Source organism: Stenotrophomonas sp. Steno-Z10-BAI (assembly GCF_056393115.1).
Genome location: NZ_JBWJOZ010000005.1, coordinates 196,328 through 219,774 on the forward strand (window position 1 = coordinate 196,328; position 23,447 = coordinate 219,774).

Annotated in this window: 9 protein-coding genes; 4 read left to right on the forward strand and 5 right to left on the reverse strand. The window is 67.9% G+C overall.

Annotated elements, in window-relative coordinates:
- Positions 1–7: 7 nt before the first annotated feature.
- A complete protein-coding gene (locus AC06E9_RS14065; RefSeq protein ID WP_121040399.1) occupies positions 8–367 on the reverse strand; it encodes a helix-turn-helix domain-containing protein in 360 nt (119 codons plus the stop codon).
- A gap of 468 nt (positions 368–835) precedes the next feature.
- Here AC06E9_RS14065 and AC06E9_RS14070 point away from each other — a divergent pair, with 468 nt between their 5' ends.
- The 4 genes from AC06E9_RS14070 (at position 836) to rpoH (ending at position 20,189) form a co-directional block, all read left to right on the forward strand.
- Positions 836–2,863 (forward strand): DUF11 domain-containing protein, encoded by a 2,028-nt coding sequence (locus AC06E9_RS14070; RefSeq protein ID WP_193222734.1) that lies wholly within the window; start codon positions 836–838, stop codon positions 2,861–2,863.
- Between the two features lie 46 nt (positions 2,864–2,909).
- Complete coding sequence (locus tag AC06E9_RS14075; RefSeq protein WP_478056251.1) at positions 2,910–15,269, forward strand: Ig-like domain-containing protein; 12,360 nt, start codon at positions 2,910–2,912, stop codon at positions 15,267–15,269.
- A 1-nt stretch (position 15,270) separates the two neighbouring features.
- Complete coding sequence (locus tag AC06E9_RS14080) at positions 15,271–18,951, forward strand: TonB-dependent receptor (RefSeq protein WP_478056252.1); 3,681 nt, start codon at positions 15,271–15,273, stop codon at positions 18,949–18,951.
- 362 nt (positions 18,952–19,313) lie between these two features.
- Positions 19,314–20,189 carry an RNA polymerase sigma factor RpoH gene (gene rpoH, locus AC06E9_RS14085; RefSeq protein ID WP_019183519.1) on the forward strand — a complete coding sequence of 292 codons (876 nt, stop codon included), beginning with the start codon at positions 19,314–19,316 and terminating at the stop codon, positions 20,187–20,189.
- Positions 20,190–20,298: 109 nt separating this feature from the next.
- Here rpoH and purD read toward each other — a convergent pair whose 3' ends face one another.
- From purD to AC06E9_RS14105, 4 genes are all read right to left on the reverse strand, one after another.
- Positions 20,299–21,585, reverse strand: coding sequence for a phosphoribosylamine--glycine ligase (gene purD, locus AC06E9_RS14090; protein ID WP_478056253.1), 1,287 nt, complete (start codon positions 21,583–21,585; stop codon positions 20,299–20,301).
- A gap of 93 nt (positions 21,586–21,678) precedes the next feature.
- Positions 21,679–21,846, reverse strand: a complete 168-nt coding sequence (locus tag AC06E9_RS14095; protein ID WP_478056254.1) for a hypothetical protein — start codon at positions 21,844–21,846, stop codon at positions 21,679–21,681.
- Positions 21,807–22,589, reverse strand: coding sequence for a hypothetical protein (locus AC06E9_RS14100; RefSeq protein WP_478056255.1), 783 nt, complete (start codon positions 22,587–22,589; stop codon positions 21,807–21,809). The genes AC06E9_RS14095 and AC06E9_RS14100 overlap by 40 nt, the downstream gene beginning before the upstream one ends.
- Positions 22,586–23,446 (reverse strand): hypothetical protein, encoded by an 861-nt coding sequence (locus AC06E9_RS14105; protein ID WP_478056256.1) that lies wholly within the window; start codon positions 23,444–23,446, stop codon positions 22,586–22,588. The genes AC06E9_RS14100 and AC06E9_RS14105 overlap by 4 nt, the downstream gene beginning before the upstream one ends.
- Position 23,447: the final 1 nt, after the last annotated feature.

Below are 23,447 nucleotides of genomic sequence, written 5' to 3' on the forward strand. Positions count from 1 at the left end.
TCGTCGTCTAGACGGCCAGCATCTCGATGATGGATTGCGCTACCTGCCGCTTGCGCGGTGGCAGGCGCCGCAGCAGCGACAGAACGTTGCCCTCCAGATCATCGCGCACGTAATCCTGTGCGGGCGCGGTCACCGTCAGTTCCTCCCCGCTGGCTTTGCACACGCCGCGGCCTGTGGCCAACCATTCGAAGCGCACTCGCGTACAGATGGCGATATGTGCCAGATGCGACACGCTCGGGTGGGTACCTCCACGGCGTTCCCACTGCGCTACGGCACTGCGCTTGACCCCGGTTTCCACTGCCAACTGCGTTTGTGACATCCCTGCGCTGGTGCGTGCTGCGCGAATCCGATCCGACATCGCCAACATGGCCTTCCCCTCTCTCGTTCCTTGAACAGTGGATGGTTATCGATACTTACCGGGCAGTGATTCTTTTCTCCGCCTGTACAGAACTGCTTGCCGGCGTTGTCGCTGCAATCGCTCCACCGATAATCCGACGGGCGACAGTGAAACTTCCCCCTGTGCACGATGTGGCCGGTTTGACGGTTTTCATCCGTGCACGTAGTTAATCCCTCAAGCCGGCCATGAAGCGCCGGGACATCCAAAACATCGGAAGCAGGCCGATGCCCTGTCGATCATGGTCGGTACCCACCGGCCCGTGAAAGACCGCTTCGGCCAGGACGCAGGGGATGGCCGATGGATAGAGTTACTGGTGTGAAGTCAGCGTTACGGCGATTCAGCTTGAGGGCGTTTTCGCTGTTATTTGTGATGTTGATCGCATTAAGTGCGGGTATTTCTTCTGCCAGTGCGCAATCGGCCTGCACGGCCGGTGCGTGCGTGAGCGCCGGGCCCCGCCTGGCCTCGATTGATTCCACGCAGAGCCCCATCCTCAATCTGCTGTTCGGCGCACTGCTGCCTGGCACCACGCTGAATCTCAGCGTGGCCGACTGGAACAACCTGGCCGGCGCCAACATCAATCTCAACGCGCTGCTGACCCAGCTCAACGGCGGCGTGGTGGTCAGTGACCCCAGCCAAGTGCTCAACGCCAACATCACCCTGGGGCAACTGCGTGCGGCAATGGTGCAGGTGTTGCAGGCCGACGGGCAGACCGCGGCCGCCAACGTGCTCAACGCGTTGCCGCTCGGCGTGGCGGGCACGAGCGGCAGCATCCGCCTGGCGGACATCCTGCAGATCGCGCTCCCGACCGGCTCGCTGGCGACCGTGCGGCTCAACGTGCTGGACCTGCTCACTGGCGGCGTGCAGCTTTACAACTTCCGCAACGTCCTCACCACGCCTGCCCCGATCACGGTCAACACCGCTGCGCTCGGCCTCAATGGCGTCGCCAATGTGCGCCTGTGGCTGCAGGCGGTGGAACCGCCGGTCTACACCTGCGGTGCCGCAGGGGCTGCCTTCCACAGCGCGGCGATCCGCATCAAGCTGGATCTGGATCTGGTACAGGGGTTGAACACCGGCACGCTCTCGGCAGCGCTCAATGGGCTGAATCTGCTGGGCGTCAGCCTGTCCAACACCAGCGTCACTGCCGATGTCCTGCATCTACAGGTCTACGCCGATGTCGCGCGCGCGGAAGGGTCGATCTCGGCGATCAACCTGGTCGGCAACGCGGTCACGCTGCAGGCGCGGCCGGGCCTGGTGAACCTGTATGTCGGACAGATCAGCGATGCGACGTTCTTCAACCGCAGCACAGTGCTGACCGACACAGCGCTGAGTGCGGCCACGCTGACCTCGCTCAGCGTGCGGGTGCGGGTGTCGGCCAACGTGTTGGGGCTGCTCACGCCGATCGCTGACATCACCGTCCCGCTGACGGTCAGCATCCGCAGTTTCGCCACTGCCACCCCCGGGCTGCAGAGCGCCAGCTTCACCGGCCCGTATCCGCAGACACGCACGTTGAATGCCGGCACGGTCAGTGCGGCGACCATGGTCTCCACCCTGGTCAATTCACTCAGCATCCAGGTCACCAGCGGCAATCCCACGGTGACACTGCTGGGTGGCATCGCGTTGCCGCTGCCGGTGGCGGACCTCGTCAACGGCATCGTCAACGTGCTGCTCACCCCGATCCGCACGCAGGTCAATGCGCTGGTCACGCCGGTACTGACCGCCGTGCTCGGCGGGGTGGTCGACAACCTGCTGGGCCTGCTCGGCATCCGCATCGGCCAAGCGGTCTTCACCGTGGAAGGCATTACCCAGGCGTGCGCGGCGACAGTGCAGCTGGTCAAGGACCTGCAGCCGACCAGCGATAGCGGGCGGTTCAATCTGTCCATCACCTACAACGGCAGCACCGTCGGTTCGGCCAGCAATGTCGGCAACAACGGTGCCACCGCGGCGGTGATCACTGTCCCCGGCGGTAGCTACGCCCTGGCCGAAGCCGCCGCAGCCGGCACCACGCTGACCCGCTATGCCAGCACCTGGCAGTGCACGGACCAGAACAACACCGTGGTGTCCTCGGGCAGCGGCGGCAGTTTCACGCTGCAGGCGCCAGCGATGACCGCCACCGCGGTGACGCTGGTCTGCCGGATCACCAATCGAACGCGCCAGGCGGATCTGTCGATCACCAAGACCGACGGCAGCGGCAGCTACACACCGGGCGGCACCGCCACCTACACCTTGCTGGTGCGCAACGACGGCCCGGATGCCGTCACCAACGCCGTGGTCACCGACAGCCTGCCCGGCGGCACCACACTGCGTGGCGCCTGGACCTGCAGCGCCACCAGTGGCAGCACCTGCGCAGCGGCCAGTGGCGGCGCGGTGGGCGCCAACGCGGTGAATGTCGGGGTGAACCTGGTCAACGGCGGGCAGGCCACGATCAGCGTACCGGTCAGTTTCAGCAGCAACCCGGGCGCGTACTAGCGCCCGGTGCAGTACGGCGGGTAGCGCGGGCTGACCCGCGCAGGGGATGGATGGGACCACTGGCTTCGAGGACGAGCGCATGGCAGCAACCGGCAAACACCGCAGGGCAGGGATGGCCTCGGCCCGCATCGCATGCGCGGTGGCCCTGCTCGCGTTGCTGCCGCCGCCGCTGCTGGCGCAGAGCTATCCCAACCCGCTCAACAATACCGCCACCGTCACCGCACCGACCGACGTGGCCGATCCCGCATTGGGCAACAACAGTGCGACCGACAGCAACACACTGGCGCTGCAGGCCCAGCTGAGTGTCACCAAGACCCTGCTCAGTGCCACCCCGGTCGCCGCCGGGGGGGCGGTGCAGTACCGCATCCAGGTCAACAACGCCGGCCCGTCGGCGGCTTCGGGCGTGGGCGTGGTCGACACCGTCTCCGCGCTGCTCACCAATGTCAGCTGGACCTGCCAGGCCACCACCGCCGCCTCCTCGTGCGCACAGGGCAATGGCAGTGGCAACGCGATCAACGTGCAGGTCAATGTCGCGGTCGGCGACAGCGTGGTGCTGCTGGTCAATGGCACCGCACCCACCAGCACACCGGCCACGGTGCCGGCCAACAGCGTGTCGCTGGTACTGCCCACCGGTACCACCGATCCGACGCCGGGCGACAACAGCGCCACCACGCCGGCCGTGCCGGTACAGGCCAACGCGCTGGTCGCCAACAACGATGCCTTCACTGCGCCGATCTCCTCGACCACGGGCGGCAGCACGCCCACCGTGCTCGGCAACGACACGCTCAACGGCGCGCCGGTGAATGGAGCCGATCTGATCATCGCGCTGCAGAACGCACCGGCCGGCTTCACCATCAACAGCGCAGGCGTGATCACCGTGCCCGCGGGTGCGGCCGCCGGGGCGACCACACTGACCTACCAGATCTGCGAAAACACCTCGCCGACCAACTGCGCCACCGCCACAGCCAGCGTGATCATCGGTCCGACCGCGGTGAACGATAGCTTCAACGCCACCGGTGGCGCAGCGTCGCTCAGCGGCTCCGTGGCCAGCAACGACAACGCACCTGCCGGCGCAACCTTCAGCGCAGTCGGCACGCCGCCGACCGGGCTCACCCTCAACGCGGAGGGCAGCTTCGTCTATGCGCCCGCCGGTGGCATCGCCGCGGCGACCTCGTTCCAGTACCAGCTCTGCCTGCCGGCACCGGATGGCGGCGTGTGCGCCACCGCGACCGCCTCGATCGTGGTCAATGCCAATGCCCTGGTGGCCGCTGACGACACCTTCACCACGCCCCTGCCGTCCGGTGCTGGCGGGCTCACCCCGAGCGTGCTGACCAATGACACCTTCAACGGCGGCGCGGTGCCGCAGGCCCAGGTGACGATGACGCTGGTCGGTGCGCCGGCCGGGTTTGCCATCACCGGCAACGGCGCCATCCAGGTGCCTGCCACTGCGGCAGCCGGTCCCCTGGCCCTGACCTACCGCTTCTGCGAAAACGCGCTGCCGGCCAACTGTGCAACGGCCACCGCCAACCTGGTGATCAGCCCCGACGCGGTCAACGACACGGTGACCACACCCGGTGGCGGACAACCGGCCACCGGCAGTCTGGCCGGCAACGACAACATCGCCAGCGGTTCGGCCTACACGCTGGGCACCGCGCCCACCCGTGGCACCGCAGTGGTCAACGCCGATGGCACCTTCAGCTACACGCCCATCAACGCCAACACCGGGCCGGATTCCTTCACCTACCAGGTCTGCCTGCCGGCGCCGAACGCGACCGTCTGCGATACCGCCACGGTCAGCGTGAACGTGCAGGCCAACCAGATCGCCGCGGTCAGCGACGTGTTCACCACGCCGCTGCAGCCGGGCACCACCACCACGATCAGCCTGCTCGGCAACGACACCCTCAACGGTGCGGCGGTCCTGCCCGCCGCGGTCACCCTGGCCCTTACCGGCGCGCCGGCCAACTACGCCGTCAACGCGGCAGGACAGGTGTTGGTTCCGGTGGGTGCTGCGGCCGGCGCGGTGAGCTTCAGTTACCAGCTCTGCGAACTGGCCGCGCCGACCAACTGTGCCACTGCCAACGTGCAGCTGGTGGTCGCGCCCGATGCGGTGGACGATGCTTTCGTGGCCGTCGCAGGTATTGCCCTGGCAGGCAGTGTCGCGGGCAATGACAACGTGCCGACTGGCGCCCAGTTCAGCCTGCTTGCGGTGGCCGCGCACGGCACGGTAGTGCTCACTGCCGACGGCAGTTTCAGCTACACCTCGCAGTCTGCCTTTACCGGGCCGGATACCTTCCGTTATCAAGCGTGCCTGCCGGCACCGAATGCGGGCGTGTGCGATGCAGCCAACGTGACCCTCAACGTTGGCGCGGCCGCCATCGCGGCCGGCAACGATGACTTCACCGGCACGCCCCTGACCAGTGCCGGCGGGCTGACCGCCAGCGTACTGGACAACGACACTGTCAACGGCGCGCCCATCCCGCCGGCGCAGACCACGCTGTCGCTGATCAACGCACCGCCGGCGGGCTACACGCTCGAGCCCAATGGCCAGCTGCAGGTGCCCGCTGGCGCGCCGGCCGGGCCGGTCAGCCTCACCTATCAGCTGTGCCAGGCGGGAACCAGCAACTGCGCCACCGCCAGCATCGCGGTGGTGATCGCTCCGGATGCGGTGGCCGATGCCTACACCACGCAGGTGGCCACGCCGGTCAGCGGCAACGTGGCAGTGAACGACAACGTCGCTATCGGCACCACCTATGCGGTGACCGGCGCGACACCTGCCGGGCTGGTGTTCAACGCCGATGGCAGCTTCACCTACACCCCGCCGGCGCAGTACACCGGCACCTCCACCTTCACCTACCAGGCCTGCCTGGCCGCGCCGTTGGCCGCCGTCTGCGATACCGCCACGGTCACCCTCAACGTCAATGCCGGCACCCTGGTCGCCAACGACGATGATTTCCGCAGCGCGATCCTCACTCCCGCCACCGGCGGCACCACCAACAGCGTGCTCGGCAACGACACCATCAACGGCGCGATCCCGCCGGCGCCGGGGCAGGTGATCCTGAGCCTGATCGGTGCACCAGCCGGCTACGTGATCAACAGCAACGGCACAGTGTCGGTTCCCGGCGGCGCAGCGGCCGGTGCGGTGACCTTCACCTACCAGCTGTGCGAAGCGGCATTGCCCGCCAACTGCGCTACCGCGTCGGTGCAGTTGCTGCTGGCTCCGGTGGCGGTCAACGACACCTTCAGTACACAGGTCGGCGTGGCGCTGAGTGCAAGCGTGGCCGGTAATGACAACGTCCCGGCGAACGCGGGCTTCAGCCTCAGCGGCACGGCGCCGGCAGGGCTGGTGTTCAACCCCGACGGCAGCTTCACTTACATCCCGCCGGTGGCAACCCAGGGCGCGGTGACGTTCGCCTACCAGGCGTGCCTGCCGGCGCCGGACACCGCGGTCTGCTCGGGTGGGACTGCGACGATCAACGTCAATGCCGGCACCCTGGTCGCCAACGACGATGATTTCCGCGCAACGCCGATCAATCCCGTCACCGGTGGCAGTACCGGATCGGTGCTGGGCAATGACGGCCTCAACGGTGCGGTACCGCCGGCGTCGGCCGATGTGCTGCTCAGCCTGGTCGGTGCGCCGGCGGGTTACACGCTGTTGGCCGACGGCACACTGACGATCGGCAGCGGCGTGCCGGCTGGTGCGGTGACGCTCACCTATCAGCTGTGTGAAGCGGCGCTGCCGAGCAACTGCGACTCGGCGCAGATAAGCCTGGTGGTGTCGCCGCTCGCCGCCGCCGACATCTTCTCCACCCCGGTGGGACAGTTGCTGGCAGGCGCCGTCGGCAGCAACGACAACGCGCCGGCCGGCGCGGTGTTCACGCTGACCGCAGCGGCGCCGGCCGGACTGCAGTTCGGGACGGACGGCAGCTTCCTCTACACCCCGCCGGCCGGCGTCACCGGGCCGGTCGCGTTCACCTACACGGTCTGCCTGCCGGCACCGGACAGCACGCAGTGCAGCAGCGCCAGTGCCACGATCAACGTCAACGCCGGCACCCTGGTGGCGTTGGACGACGACTTCAGCGCCACCCCGCTGGCACCCGGCAGTGGCAGCGCGACCAGCGTGCTGCTCAACGACAGCCTCAATGGCACTACGCCGCCGGCGGCGGGCAGCGTACTGCTCAGCCTGATCGGCGCGCCGGCCGGTTACACGCTCGATGCAAACGGCCTGCTGCAGGTGCCCGTGGGCGCCACGGGCGGCGCCACGGTACTGACCTACCAAGTGTGCGAGGCGGTGCTGCCCGGCAACTGCGCCAGTGCGACCATCCGCCTGGTGGTAACCCCGTCGGCCACCAATGACACGTTCTCCACGGCGGCCGGGCAGGCGCTCAACGGCAACGTGGGTGACAACGACAACGTGTCGGCGGGCGCGCAGTTCACCGTCACCGGCACCGCGCCGGCCGGCCTGGTGTTCAGCGGCAGTGGCAGCTTCACCTACACCCCACCGGTCGGCACTACGGGCCCGGTCACATTCGCCTACCAGGTCTGCCTGCCAGCACCGAACGCTGCGTTGTGCGCGAACGCCAGCGCCACCATCACGGTCAACGCAGGTACGCTCGCTGCCAATCCGGATGACTTCAGCACCACGCCGATCAACCCGGTCACCGGCGGCAGCACTACCTCGGTGCTGGCCAACGATGCGCTCAATGGCAGCACGCCGCCGGCGGTAGCCGATGTGCTGCTGTCGTTGCAGGGCGCGCCGGCCGGCGTGGCCATCACCGCCGAGGGCGCGGTGACGGTGGCGCCGGGCACGCCTGCAGGGGTGAAGAACCTGACCTACCAGCTCTGTGAAGCGGCGGCGCCATCCAACTGCGCGACCGCCACCGCACGCGTGGTGGTCGCGCCGTCCGCCGTGGACGATGCGTTGTCCACGCCCTCGGGCCAAGTGCTGAACGGCTCGGTGGCCAGCAACGATAACGCGCCGGTGGGTGCCCAGTTCACCGTGCTCAACATCCCGCCGGATGGCCTCGTGCTCGCGGCCGACGGCACCTTCAGCTATACGCCCCCGGTCGGCTTCAGCGGCGCAATCCCGTTTGCCTACCGGGTCTGTCTGCCGGCACCGGATGCAGGCGTCTGCGCGACGGCCAGCGTCACCCTCAACGTCAACAGCGGCACGCTGGTAGCGTTGGACGACACGTTTGCCACCCCGCTCGCGCCCGGTGCCGCCTCGCCGTCGGTGCTGGCCAACGACACGCTCAACTCGGCCACGCCGCTGCCGGCCGAGGTGGTGCTGTCGCTGATCGGTGCGCCGACCGGTTTCGCCATCGCCACCGATGGCGCGGTCACGGTCACTGCCGGGACCGCCGCCGGCGCCACCACGCTCACGTACCAGATCTGCGAAGCCGCTGCGTCGTCCAACTGTGCCACCGCCAGTATCGCGCTGGTGGTGGCGCCTGCGCCGGTCAACGATGCATTCGCCGTGCAGGCGGGCCAGACGATCAACGACACGGTGTCGGGCAACGACAACATGCCCATCGGGTCGCTCTACAGTGTGCCGGGCGCACTGCCGGCCGGTGTGACCTTCAATGTCGACGGCAGCTTCAGCTACACGCCGCCGGCCGGCACCACCAGCCCCACCGGTTTCACCTACCAGGCCTGCCTGCCCGCACCGGACACGGCCATCTGCGGCACCGCCACGGTCACGCTCAACATCAACAACGGCGCGCTGGTCGCGAGCGACGACAGCTTCGGTGCGATCGCGCCAGGCGGTGCAACGCCCAGTGTGTTGAACAACGATGCGCTCAACGGCGTCAGCCCGGCACCGGCCTCCAGCGTCTCGCTGAGCCTGGTCGGTGCGCCGGCCGGATTCACGATCAACCCCAACGGCACGGTCTCGGTCGCGGGCAACGCGCCTACCGGCGCGATCACGCTGAGCTACCAGGTCTGCGAAATCGCCGCGGCGAACAACTGCGCCACCGCGAGCATCGCCCTGGTGGTGCGTCCGGCACCCGTCGATGATGCGATCGCCGTGCAGGCCGGTCAGCCCAACAGCGGCAACGTGTCGGGCAACGACAACATGCCGGCCGGCTCGACGTGGAGCGTGGCCGCGCCGCCCCAGGGCCTGGTGTTCAACAGCAACGGCAGCTTCACCTATACGCCGCCGGCCGGTACCGTCGGCCCGGTCACGTTCGCCTACCAGGCCTGCCTGCCTGCACCGGATGCCGCCATCTGCAGCACCGCCACGGCCACCTTGACCATCGCCGTCAACGCCGTTGTCGCCAACGACGATATCTTCGCCGCGCCGGTCACCGGGGGGGCGGCCACGCCGAGCGTGTTGAGCAACGATTCTCTCAATGGCGTGAGTCCGCCGGCTGCGACGACGGTGCAGCTGCTGCTGCTCGGTGCACCGGCCGGCTTCGTCATCAACAACGATGGCACCGTGCAGATTCCCGCCGGCGTTACCGCCGGGGCCACCGCACTGACCTATCAGCTATGCGAGACGGCTTCGCCGACCAACTGCGCCACCGCCGCGATCCGCATCGTGATCACGCCGGCCCCGCAGAACGATGCCTTCTCCGTGCCTGCCGGCGGCACGCTCGTCAACGGCAGCGTTGCCGGCAACGACAGCATGCCGGCCGGCTCCAGCTGGGCCGTGCAGGGCACGCCGCCGAACGGGCTGGTGTTCAATGGCGACGGCACCTTCAGCTACACGCCGCCGGTGGGCACCACCGGTGCGGTGACCGTTACGTATCAAACCTGCCTGCCGGCCCCCAATGCCGGTGTCTGCGGCACGGCGACGGTCACGCTCAACATCAACCTGGGCACGCTGGCGGCGGCCGACGACAGCTTTGTCGACATCGCGCCCGGCAGTGCCACACCCAGTGTGCTCGGCAACGATGCGCTCAACGGCGTCAGCCCGCCAGCCCCGGCCAGCGTGCAGCTGAGCCTGGTCGGCGCGCCGGCCGGCTACAGCATTGCCGCTGATGGCACGATCAACGTGCCGATCGGCGTCGTCGCCGGCGCGACCACGCTGACCTATCAGATCTGCGAAACCGCCGCGCCGTCCAATTGCGATACCGCCACCGTTGCGCTGGTGATCCGTCCGGCACCGCAGAACGATGCCTACGCGGTGCAGGCCGGTGGCACGATCAGCAACGGCAACGTGGCGGCGAACGATGGCATGCCGACTGGCGCGAGCTGGGCCGTGCAGGGCACGCCTCCGGCGGGCCTCGCGTTCAATGCCGATGGTACGTTCAGCTATACCCCGCCGCTCGGCACCACCGGTCCGGTCACGTTCACCTACCAGACCTGCCTGCCGGCACCGAATGCGGCACTGTGCGCGACCGCCACGGCCACGCTCAACATCAACACTGGCACCCTGGTCGCCGCCGATGACACGCTTGCCGGTGTGCTGCCGGGCGCGACCACGGCCGGCAGCGTGCTGGCCAACGACAGCCTCAACGGTGTCTCGCCGCCGGCGCCCGCCGATGTGCTGCTGAGCCTGGTCGGTGCACCGGCCGGCTTCACGATCAACCCGGACGGCACGATCAGCGTCGGTGGCGGGGTGACCGCCGGCCCGACCACGCTCACCTATCAGATCTGCGAAGCCGCTGCATCGAGCAACTGCGATACCGCCAGCGTCACCGTGGTGGTGACGCCGCTGCCGCAGAACGACGCCTTCAGCGTGCAGCTGGGGCAGACGCTGGGCAACAGCGTGGCCAGCAATGACAACCTGCCATCCGGCGCGACCTGGGCGCTGCAGGGCACGCCGCCGGCCGGCCTGACCTTCAATGCCGATGGCTCGTTCACCTATACCCCACCGGGTGGCACCACCGGGCCGGTGACCTTCACCTACCAGGCCTGCCTGCCGGCGCCGAACACGACCCTGTGCGGCACAGCCACGGTCACCCTCAACATCACCACCGGTTCGCTGCTGGCCGGCGATGACACCTTCAGTGGCATCGCCCCCGGCACCACCTCGGCGGCCAGCGTGTTGGCCAATGACAGCCTCAACGGCGTCTCGCCGCCGGCCGCGGCCAGCGTAGTGCTGAGCCTGGTGGGCGCGCCCGCCGGCTTCGCGATCACGCCCAGCGGCACCATCAGCGTCGCCACCGGCACGATGGCAGGCGCGACCACGCTCACCTACCAGATCTGTGAGGCCGCCGCGCCAGGCAACTGCGCCACGGCCACGGTGACGGTGATCATCACTCCCACGCCGCAGAACGATGCCTTCTCGGTGCAGGCTGGGCAGAGTCTGGGCAACAGTGTGGCGACCAATGACAGCTTGCCGCCGGGGTCCACCTTGGCGATCCAGGGCACGCCGCCCGCCGGGCTTGCGTTCAACACCGATGGCAGCTTCACCTATACGCCGCCGATCGGCACGCCCAGCCCGGTGACATTCGTTTACCGCGCGTGCCTGCCAGCACCGAACAACAGCCTGTGCGGCACGGCCACGGTCACACTCAACGTCAACAACGGCACGCTCACCGCCGGCGATGACACGCTCACCGGCGTGCTGCCCGGTGCGACCACGGGCGGCAGCGTGCTCGCCAACGACAGCCTCAACGGCGTCTCGCCGCCGGCGGCCGCCGACGTGGTGCTGAGCCTGGTCGGCGCGCCGGGTGGCTTCACCCTCTCGCCGGACGGCACGATCAGCGTGGGCACCGGGGTGGTGTCCGGTTCGACCACGATCACCTACCAGATCTGCGAAGCGGCGGCGCCGGCCAACTGCGATACCGCCAGCGTCACCGTGGTCGTCACTCCGGCACCGCAGAACGATGCCTTCGCGGTGCAGGCCGGACAGACGCTGAGCAACACGGTCGCCGCCAACGACACCACGCCGCCGGGTGCGGTGTTCACCCTGCAGGGCACTGCGCCGGCCGGCCTGGTCTTCAACACCGACGGCACGTTTACCTATACCCCGGCCGCGGGTGTCACCGGCCCGGTCAGCGTCGCCTACCAGGTGTGCCTGCCGGCGCCGAACGGCAGCCTGTGCGGCGGCGCGATCCTTACCATCAACATCAACAACGGCCTGCTGGTGGCTGGCGATGACACGCTCACCGGCGTGGCACCCGGCACCACCTCCAGTGGCAGCGTGCTGGCCAACGACAGCCTCAATGGCGTCTCGCCGCCGGCCGCGGCGGATGTACTGCTGAGCCTGGTCGGCGCACCGGCCGGTTTCAGCATCACATCCGCCGGCACGATCACGGTGGCCAGTGGCACGACCTCCGGGGCCACGACGATCACCTACCAGATCTGCGAAGCCGCCGCGCCGGGCAACTGCGATACCGCCAGCGTCACTGTGGTCGTCAGTCCCGCCCCGCAGAACGACGTGTTCTCGGTGCAGGTCGGGCAGACCCTCAGCAACAGCGTGGCCAGCAACGACGCCATGCCCCCCGGTGCGCTCTACACCGTGCAGGGCACGCCGCTGCCGGGCCTGACCCTGGCCAGCAATGGTGGCTTCACCTATACGCCGCCGGCAGGCACGCCCAGTCCGGTCAGCTTCATCTACCAGACCTGCCTGCCCGCGCCGTACGCCGCCACCTGCGGCACCGCCCCGGTCACGATCAACATCAACACCGGCACGCTGGTGGCCGGTGACGACGTGCTCACCGGCCTCGTACCGGGCACCACCTCCTCGCTCAGCGTACTGGCCAACGATCAGCTCAATGGCGTCAGTCCACCGCCGGCGACAGCGGTGCAGCTCAGCCTGATCGGCGCAGCGGCCGGTGTCAGCATCAATCCGGACGGCACGATCAGCATCGGCTCCGGGGTCACCGCCGGCGCCACCGCGGTGACCTACCAGATCTGCGAAGCTGCCGCGCTGGCCAACTGCACCACCGCCACGGTCACCGTTGTGGTCACCCCGGTCCCGCAGAACGACAGCTTCACCGCGCCTGCCGGGCTTCCGCTCATGGGCAACGTCGGCGCGAACGACAATGTCGCCGCCGGTGCGCTCTACTCCCTCACCAGCGCCGCGCTGCCGGGCCTGGTGTTCAACGCGGATGGCAGCTTCACCTACACCGCGCCCTCAGGCGTCACCGGGCCGGTCGCCTTCAGCTACCAGGTGTGCCTGCCGGCGCCGTATGGCACGCAATGCGGCACGGCCAGCGTCACGCTCACCCTGTCCGGTTCGGTCAACGTGGTGCTGGCGGTCAATGATGACTTCACCGGCACCCCGGTGGACCCGGCCGTGGGCGGCACCATCGCCCGCTCGGTGCTGGAGAACGACAGCATCAACAACGTCTCCCCGCCGCCGGTCGGCAGCGTGGTGGCCAGCCTGACCGGCAGCACGCCCGGTTACACGATGAACAACCAGGGCCAGATCATGGTCGCGGCGGGCGTGCAGCCCGGCCAGGTGCAGCTGGCCTATCAGTTGTGCGAGAACGGCGTGCCGACCAACTGCACCACCGCGATCGCCACCGTGCGGATACAAGGCCCCATCGGTGCTCTGCTGGCGGTGGACGACAGCGGCGGCCCGGTCGGTCCGACCGGCAGCGTGCGCCTGCTCAACGTGTTCACCAATGACACGTTCAACACCGCATCGCTGGATCCCACCCAGGTGAGTTTCGCGCCGGTGGCCACCAACGCACTGCGCTTCAGCGCCGATGGCTGGGTGGATGTTGCCGCCGGGCAGGCCGCCGGCAGCTACAGCACGACCTACACGATCTGCCTGCTCAACCAGCCCACCGTCTGCGACACCGGCAACGTGACCGTGACCGTCATCGCGGGCGAACCCGGCGTGGATGCCACGGATGATCGCGTGGAGATTCCGCAGGACGGGGTGATCGAGATCGACGTGCTTGGCAATGACCGGGTCAACGGCACGCCGATCGATCCGGACACGGTCAGCGTGACCATCACCGCAGCGCCGCCCTACGGCACCGCAACGGTGATGCCGCGTGCCCGCATCCGCTTCGCTGCACTGGCCAACTTCTCCGGTGAGCAGAGCTTCGACTATCAGGTCTGCGACGTGGCTGATCCGGCGATGTGCGCGGGTGCGACGGTCACGGTCATGGTGGACCCGAACGTACTCACCTTGGCCGACGATGCCATGACCGCCGAAACCGCCGGGCCGCAGGTGATCGATGTACTGGCCAATGACAGCGCCCGCACCGCGCCGCTGGATCCGGCCTCCCTGCAGGTCGCGGTGGCACCGGCGCACGGTACCGCGCAATGCGGCAACGGCCTGTGCACCTACACGCCGGCGGCGAACTTTGCGGGCACCGACAGCTTCCGCTACCGGGTGTGCGACGTGTCCATCCCGGCCCCGTTGTGTGCCGAGGCCAATGTCGCGGTGACGGTGGCCGGCCAGCAGGCCGTGCTGCGCCTGACCAAGGTGGCCGGCAAACGCAGTGCGCAGATCGGTGACCTGGTGCGCTACACCGTCACCATCGACAACGTCGGCGAGGTGGATGCCAACGGCGCCACGCTGCTGGATACGCTGCCGCCGGGCTTCACCTTCGTGCGCGGTGGCTTCGCGGTGATCGATGCCGACAACGATGCACGCACGAGTGGCGTGCAGCCGCTGCGCATCGATGGCATCGATGTGGCGGCGGGTGAGCGGGCGACGGTGGTGTACTACCTGCGTGTCGGTGCGGGCACCGGCACCGGCGTGCATACCAACCGCATCACCGCCATCGACGGCGAGAACCGCACGATCGGCAATGTCGCCTCGGCCGAGGTGGAGATCACCACCGATCCGCTGCTCGATGAAAGCCTGATCGTGGGCAGCGTGTTCGACGACCGCAACGGCAACGGCATCCAGGATGACGCTGAGCGCGGCATTCCCGGCGTGCGCATCGCAGCGGTGGAAGGCCTGTTGATGGAAACCGACGCCTTCGGCCGCTACCACCTGGTCGGGATCCCCGGTGGCGAGGCGCGCGGGCGCAACTTCATCCTCAAGGTGGATCCCTCCACGCTGCCCGCCGGTGCGCGTTTCACGACGCCCAATCCGTTGGTCCGCCGCATCACGCCCGGGCTGCCGGTGCGCTTCGACTTCGGCGTGCGCATGCCCGAAGGTGCACTGAGCACAACCGCATCGAACCCGACCGCGCCGCCGGCCGCCCCGGCATCGCGCCCCGCGCGGATCGAACTCGGCGAGGCGTTGTTCGCCCCAGGCACGGCACGGCTGGACGCCGACCGCGCGCCGGTGATCACAACGGCCGCCCAAGCACTGATATCGCGCGGTGGCGGGCGCCTGCAGCTCAGCGCTGCCGCCGGGCAGGTGCCGCTCGCCCTGCAGCGTGCACAGGTGCTGCGTGAGGCACTACGCCCACAGCTGCCGGGCCCGATCGCCACGGCAACCACGATCGAAGTGCTGGGCACCGACGGGCGCGTACTGCATCGCCTGCATCTCGACGATCCCCCCGAGCCTGCCAGTCCCGGCCGCACGACCGGGGAGGGGCGCTGACATGGATATGACCCTGATTCCGAGCCCGATCTCCCGCCGCCTCACCCTCGGCCTGGCCAGCGCGCTGCTGCTGGCACTGCCGGCCGCCGCCCAGCCGGTCACACCGGTTCCGACACCCGCGCCGATCCGCTGCGAGGCCGACAGCTGCCGCAACGATGACGGGCTGCTGCTGCGCATCCTCGATGACAGCGAGCCGGCGCTGCCGCTACCCGGCCGCGCGGAGCGTCCCGCGGCCGGCGCGGTGCCGGCATCGCCGGCAGTCACCCCGGATGTCGCTGCGCGTGGGGGCCAGTTCATGGCCGAGCTGCCCAACGGCGGCGTGGTGTGGGCCACCGAAGACCCGACCATGGTCCCGCCCAGCCTGAGCGTGCAGGCGGCCGCCACGGTGCCGTTCGAGAACGGCCGGGTGATCCGCCCGCTGCGCTTCCACAGCTACAACAACTACGCCTCGTTCATCCAAAAACTGGAGGTGACGCTGTATCGCGGCACCGACACGGATCTGGTCACGCCGCTGGCCCGCATCGAGCTGCCGGCGGACTATGTCGGCGACGCGGAGTGGAGTGGTGAGTTGCCGCCGCAGATCAAGCTGCGTACCGGCGATGAGCTGATCTACGTGGCGCGCGCCTACGGCACTGGTGGTGCGTTCGATGAAACCCGCCTCCAGCGCATCCAACTGGTGACCCCGGCCGATTTCGACCGTGGCCTGCAGATCACCCGCGAGAGCGTGCAGAAGACACTTGGCCAGGCGCTGGATGGCGACAGCGCGCAGGACCTGCAGCTCAGCAACAGCATCTATGGGCAGAGCATGCTCCGCCTGCAGAACATTCCCATCCACGGGTCGCGCGTGCGCCTGTATGGCCGCAACCTGGAGCCCAACAGTCGCGTGCGCATCAACGGCCAGGACTTCCCGGTCGATCTGGAGCAGAAGTTCGCGGCCGAGTTCCTGGAGCCGGTGGGTGAGCATCGCTACGACGTCAGTGTCGAATCACGCGATGCACCCTCCGCGCAGCGTCAGCTGGATGTGGATGTCACCGGCCGCTACCTGTTCCTGGTCGCCATTGCCGATGTCACCGTCTCCAAGAACAGCGCCAGCGGCAATCTGCAGCCGCTCGCCGCCGATGATCGTGACGATGACAGTTTCCTCAGCGAAGGCCGGCTGGCGTTCTATCTGAAGGGCAAGCTGCGCGGCAAATACCTGGTCACTGCTCAGGCCGACACGCAGGACCGTGAGCTGAAGTATCTGTTCCGCGATTTCACCCAGGCCGACGCACAGGACGTGTTCCGCCGCCTGGATCCGGATCTGTACTACCCGGTCTATGGCGATGACTCCACCACCTATCGCGACGTGGATACGCAGGGGCGGTTGTACCTGCGCGTGGATTGGGACCAGAGCCAGGCCGTGTGGGGCAACTACGCCACCGGCATCACCGGTACCGAGTATGGCCAGTACGTGCGCTCGCTCTACGGTGGTGCATTGAACTGGCGTTCGCTGGAGGCCACGCCGCTGGGCGAGGCGCGCTCGCAGGTGAAGGTGTTCGGCTCCGAGGCGCAGTCCGCCCCGGGCCACAGTGAATTCCTCGGCACCGGCGGCAGCCTGTATTACCTGCGCCATACCGACGTGTTGCCTGGTTCGGAGCAGGTGGTGCTGGAAGTGCGCGACCGCACCACCGGCCGCACCGAAACGCGCGCCACGCTGCAGGAAGGCGTGGACTATGAAATCGACAATCTTCAGGGCCGTTTGATCCTGACCCGTCCGCTGGCGCAGCTGACCCGCGAGAACGTGCGCAGCATCACCCGCGACATGCCGCTCGATGGCTACGACCAGCTGCTGCTGGTGGACTACGAATACGTGCCTCTGGGTTTCAGCAGCGATGACGTGACCTACGGTGCGCGCGGCCGGCAGTGGATCGGCGATCACGTGGCGATCGGCGGCACCTGGATCGACGAGAACCGCAGCGGTGAGAACTACAGCCTCAAAGGCGCTGACCTCACCCTGCAGGCCGGGCGTGGCACCTATCTGAAGATGGAGCAGACCCGCACCGAAGCGACCGCCGCCCCGGTGTTCTATTCAGACAACGGCGGCCTGAGTTTCATCCGCCGCAATCCGTACGAAGGCCGGCGCTCGGGCACCGCCAGCGCAGTGGAAGCGCGGGCCAACCTGCGCGAGCTGGGCTGGACCACGCAGGACTGGAGCCTGGGGGCGTGGTGGCGCGACGTCGATGCCGGCTTCTCGGTTGCGCGCCAGGACACCGGCCTGCCGATCCAGGAGTATGGCGCCGAGTTCCTCGGCTACCTCACCGACGACCTCAGCCTGTACGGCCGCCACACCCGCACCGAGCAGGGCGAACTTGCCCTGGAGCAGAGCCAGCTGACCGCCGAATGGCGGCTGGGCAACGACGGCCAGCTGACCGGTGAACTGCGCCGCGTGCGCGAGGAGCAGGAACTGCAGAGCGTGGATGCACTGCTCGCTGCGATCGGCTACCGCCAGCGCTTCGGCGCGTCGTGGGAGCTGTACGGCACCGGGCAGGTCACGCTGGACGATGACGGCGGTGCCTACGAGAAGAACGACCTGCTGACCCTCGGCGCGCGGTACCTGTTCGGTGATCGCAGCAGTGTCGGTGCGGAAGTGAGTGGTGGCAGCCGCGGCCATGGTGCCAAGGTCGATGGCGAGTACCGCATGGCACCGGATCACAGCCTCTACGGCAGTTACAGCTACAGCACCGACCGCACCGGCACCGATCCGCTGTTCGATACCGGCCTGCAGAGTGGCTGGACGCTGGGCCAGCGCTGGCGGCTGAGCAACCAGGTCAACGTCTACAACGAGAGCCAGTATCTGAAGGATCGTCGCCAGGACAGCGCGGGCATCGTGCATACCTTCGGCATGGATTTCTATCCCGCGCAGGGCTGGAACCTGGGCTTCACGATCATGGACGGCGAACTGGACTCCACCGTCGGCCGTGTCGATCGCCGCGCCTACAGCGTCAGTGGCGGGCGCACCGATGCGGTGGCGCAGTGGAACAGCAAGCTGGAGTACCGCCGCGACAGTGGCGCCGAACAGCGCGAGCAGTGGGTGACCACCAACCGCCTGCTGTACAAGCTCAACGAAGACTGGCGTTTCGCGTTGCGCGCCAACTACGCCGATACCGAAGACCGCATTGACCGCCTGGCCGATGCCAAGCTGGTGGAGACCAACATGGGCTTCGCCTGGCGCCCGCACGACAACACGCGCTGGGCCGGCTTCGGCAAGTTCACCTATCTCTACGACGTGGCCTCGCTCGGCCAGGAGGGCGGCAACCTGTACGACCAGCGTTCGCAGATCCTTTCGCTCGAAGGGATCCGTCAGCTGGGCGCGCGCTGGGAAGTGGCCGGCAAGCTGGCTTCGCGCTGGGGTGACTACCGCACCGGGCGCGGTGAGGGGGCCTGGTTGGACAGCCGTGCCGACTTCGCTGCCTTGCAGCTGCGCTATCGCCTGTTCGCGCAGTGGGAAGGCCTGGCCGAGCACCGGTGGTTGAAGGTGCGCGACGGCGGCGTGCGCAAAGGTTGGCTGGTGGGCGTGGACCGCCGGGTGGGGGAGAACTTCAAGGTCGGGGTGGGCTACAACTTCACCGAATTCAGCGATGACATGACCGAGCTGAAGTACGACCAGAAGGGGTTCTTCTTGAACATGGCGGGGTATTACTAGGCGTCGGTGGGTTCGGGCCTGCCACGCATGGCGTGGCACTACCGGGGATCGCGGTGTTGGCGGTCGGCTCCGGAGGGGGCAGGAGGTAGGGCCAGGCCATGCCTGGCTGAACTGCCGGCAACTTTTCCAGGATGAATGGGCGTTTCCTGCGGGCTGTTCAGCCAGAAAACACGCGGTATCCCCCGATTCATCATCGTATCCTGTTGATTCAATGGGGTTTGTTGCCTCGTTCCCGGGCTCTCGCCACTGTCATCATTTCGCGGTACGTTAGACGGGCAATCTGTACCAGCATCCCATCAACAGAACGCTGGAACTTCTTTCCCCTTTAGCAGTCCAATTCCGGGACTGCTAAGATGAGTGCTATGAGCCAGAACACCTCTACTGCCCTTGTGGCAAACAATCTCCCGATTCCCAGTGCGCTCGGTTCGCTGGACGCCTACATCGGTGCCGTGCACCAGATCCCGGTGCTGTCGGTCGATGACGAGCAGGATCTGGCCCGCCGCTTCCGCGACGAGCTGGATCTGGATGCCGCGCGCGAGCTGGTCCATTCCCACCTGCGCTTCGTGGTGCACGTCGCCCGCGGCTACAACGGCTACGGCCTGGCGCTGGGCGACCTGATCCAGGAAGGCAACATCGGCCTGATGAAGGCGGTGAAGCGCTTCGACCCGGACATGGGCGTTCGCCTGGTGTCGTTCGCGGTGCATTGGATCCGCGCGGAAATGCACGAGTTCATCCTCAAGAACTGGCGCATCGTCAAGGTCGCCACGACCAAGGCGCAGCGCAAGCTGTTCTTCAACCTGCGCAAGTCCAAGACCCGCCTGGGCTGGATGAACGCGGCCGAAGTCAGCGCGGTGGCCAAGGACCTGAACGTGTCCGAGCGCGAAGTGCTCGAGATGGAGTCGCGCCTGTCGGGTCGCGATATCGGTTTCGATCTCTCCAGCGATGACGATGACGATCATGCACCGCCGTCGCCGGCGGCCTACCTGCGGGCCAACGAAGAAGATCCTTCGATGGCGTATGAGCGGATGGACAGCGAAGACAATCAGCTGCAGCTGCTGCGCGAAGGCATGGCCGAGCTGGATGCGCGTTCGCGCGACATCATCCGCCGTCGCTGGTTGGACGCGGACAGCAAGGTGACGCTGCAGGAGCTGGCCGATGAGTACGGCGTGTCCGCCGAGCGCATCCGCCAGGTCGAGGCGAACGCCCTGAAGAAGATGAAGGCGCTGTTTACTGCGTGATGCAGTGACTGGCGTGATCACACGAGAAGGCCCGGCTTGATGCCGGGCCTTTTTGCTTTCTGGCGCTCAGGGCAGTGCTTCGATCGGTCGTGGCCCCGACCGTGCCAGGTCAGCCATGCTCGCGCGCAATCGCCCGCCAGCCGATATCGCGGCGGTGGAACTCATGGGCCCAGTGGATCGCACCGACGCCGGCGTAGGCGTTGCGCTGTGCCTCGCCCACCGTGCCGCCCAATGCCGCCACGCACAGCACGCGGCCGCCGGCGCTGAGCACCTGGCCCTGCGCGTCCAGCGTGGTGCCGGCATGGAACACCTTGGCCGTCGCGGCGACCGCTTCCAGGCCGTGGATCACGTCGCCGGTGATCGGGGTTTCCGGATACGGCGAGGCGGCCATCACCACGCCGAGGGACGGGCGCGGATCCCACTGCGCCTCCACGGTGTCCAGGCGCTCATCGATCGCCGCTTCGACCAGATCCACCAGGTCCGACTGCAGGCGCAGCATCACCGGCTGGGTTTCCGGGTCGCCAAAGCGCACGTTGAACTCGATCACCTTCGGCGCGCCGCTGGCATCGATCATCAGGCCCGCATAGAGGAAGCCGGTGAACGGAATGCCGTCGGCGATCATGCCCTGCACGGTCGGGTTGACCACCTCGCGCATCACGCGCGCATGCACTTCGTCGGTCACCACCGGAGCCGGCGAGTACGCGCCCATGCCGCCGGTGTTCGGGCCGGTGTCGCCGTCGCCGACGCGCTTGTGGTCCTGCGAGGTCGCCATCGGCAGTGCCGTCTTACCGTCCACCATCGAGATGAAGCTGGCTTCTTCGCCATCCAGGAATTCTTCGATCACCACGCGTGCGCCAGCATCGCCGAAGGCATTGCCGGAGAGCATGTCGCGCACCGCGTCCTCGGCCTCGGTCAGGGTCATCGCCACGATCACGCCCTTGCCGGCGGCCAGACCATCGGCCTTGACCACGATCGGTGCGCCTTTCTCACGCAGGTAGGCCAGCGCCGGGTCGATGTCGGTATGCACGGCATAGAACGCGGTCGGGATCTTGTGGCGGGCCAGGAAGTCCTTCGCGTACGCCTTGCTGCCTTCCAACTGCGCGGCGGCGGCGGTGGGCCCGAAGATGCGGTGCCCGGCGGCGCGGAAGCGATCGACCACACCGGCCACCAGCGGCACTTCCGGGCCGACCACGGTCAGGCCGATGCCTTCGGTGCCCACCAGTGCCAGCAGGCCGTCCAGATCGGTGACCTTGACGTCCACGTTGCGGCACTTGGGCTCGGTGGCGGTGCCTGCATTGCCGGGGGCGACGATGACCTCACGGACCTTCGCGGACTGGGCCAGCTTCCAGGCCAGGGCGTGTTCGCGGCCGCCAGCGCCGATGACCAGGATCTTCAATGCAGTTCTCGCGTAAGAGGGCAGGAACGTGATTTTACGCGGTGCGGGCGGCGGGTGCATTCAGGCGGTCGGTTGCCGTGGCAACCCACGGCCTCAGCTGTCGGCGCAGCCGTCGCGCTGGAGGTCTTCCGGCACCGGATACGCGCGCTGCCGGGCATCGAAGATGAGGTGGTAGAACTCGGTCGCCGGGCCCGTGCAGTCGTGGCCGCTGGCACGCACCGTCAGCGGCCAGTAGCCATCCACGGCGTTGCTGTCGCCCACCGTCGTGCTGAAATCGACCGCGAACACGCCCTCGCCGCAGTCGGCCGGATTGCCGTCACAGCCGTGCAGGGCGAGATTGTCGAGGTGATCGCGGTACTGGGCGACATCGCGCAGGCGATGGTTGTGCTCGGCGATGTAACTGCGCCAGGCGCGCCGATGGCCGCGCCGGTGTTCCTCATGGGTGATGAGGAAGGCATGGCGTTGGGGCCGAGCTGCGCGATCTGGACCGTACCCGGTGCGCCGTGGCGCCCGTATGGGCCCTGCAGGCGCTGGGCCATTACCAGCAGCGGATCCTTGGCCGGCAGTGGGGCGAACATGCCGCCGCGGTTGGCCTCTTCGTCGTCCTTGCCCACGCGCAGCACATACAGATCGACCCGGCCCGGCTCGACCGTGGCTGCGTCGTCCAAGGTCTGGCACACCGCCAGCAGGGTCTGCTCATGATCGTCGGCCGTGACCGTGTCACGCGCGCACACGCTGCGGGTGACCGGGCGCAGCGCCTCGACCTCGGTGTCTTCCCACGCATCCTTCCACGGCGCATCCAGGCCGGCCTTGTCGCCATAGCGCGTGCGAAGGAAGGCCAGCAGGCGCTGGGTGTGATCGCCCCTGACCCGGACGATGTCTTCCGGCTGCGGCGTCGTGTTGAGCACACGCTGTGGTTTGGCGGGTTCGGAAGACGCAGGTGTGCGCTCGCAGCCGGCCAGCAGCGCGAGCGCCACACCTGCCAGTGCCCACGAACGGATCACTCGCACCCTTCGCGCTGGAGCGCCTCGGGGAACGCATACGTCCACGCTTTCGGGTCCAGGGTGAAGCGATGTTCGCGCCGCACCGGCTGCCCGCCACACCCCAGGCCGGTCTCTTCGATCACCAGCGGCCACTGTCGCGCCGCCGGATCGCGGCTGTCGAAGGACAAGGTGAAATCGAGGTTGAACAGCCGCGCCTGGCACTCCGGTTCCGCATCGGCATCGTCGCAGTCGTAGGCCGCGTTGTTGTCGATATGGCTGCGCACCCCGCCGGCCTCCACCAGCCCACTCGGGCCAGGCAGCACCAGCGTCTGCGTGATCAGCGAATAGCCCTGGCCGAACCAGCCATGCTCGATGCGGAAACCGTAGAAGTCGCTGCCGGCGCGGAGAATCTGCACCGTGCCGGGTTCACCCTGGCTGCCGAAGTTCTGCCCGGTCAGCTCGGCGGCCACGGCAAAGCGGTCCGCCTCGGGGCGCAGCACGAAGAAGTCGATCGCGCCCGGGTCCGGGTGGGCATTCTCGAGGGGTGAGCCGCAGACAGCCAACAGCTGCTGCCAGCTGTCGCCGGTCACCACCGGTTGCTCGGCACACACATGCCAATCGGTGAGGCGGGTGTCGCCGTCCTGGGTCCAGCTGCCACGCCATGTCCCTGAGAGCCTGGCGGCCTTGCCGTAGCGCTCGGTCAGGAAGGCCTGCAGGCGCTCCGTGCGGCTGACGTGGGCGTGCGGGGCGGCTTTCGCCGCGGCCGCATCGGGCACTGCCTGCGGCGGTGCGGGTTCACTGGCCGGCGTACAGCCAGCCAACCCTGCAGCAGTGGCGATCACCACCGCTGCAAGGCGGTGGCGTTGCCGTGGAGACATC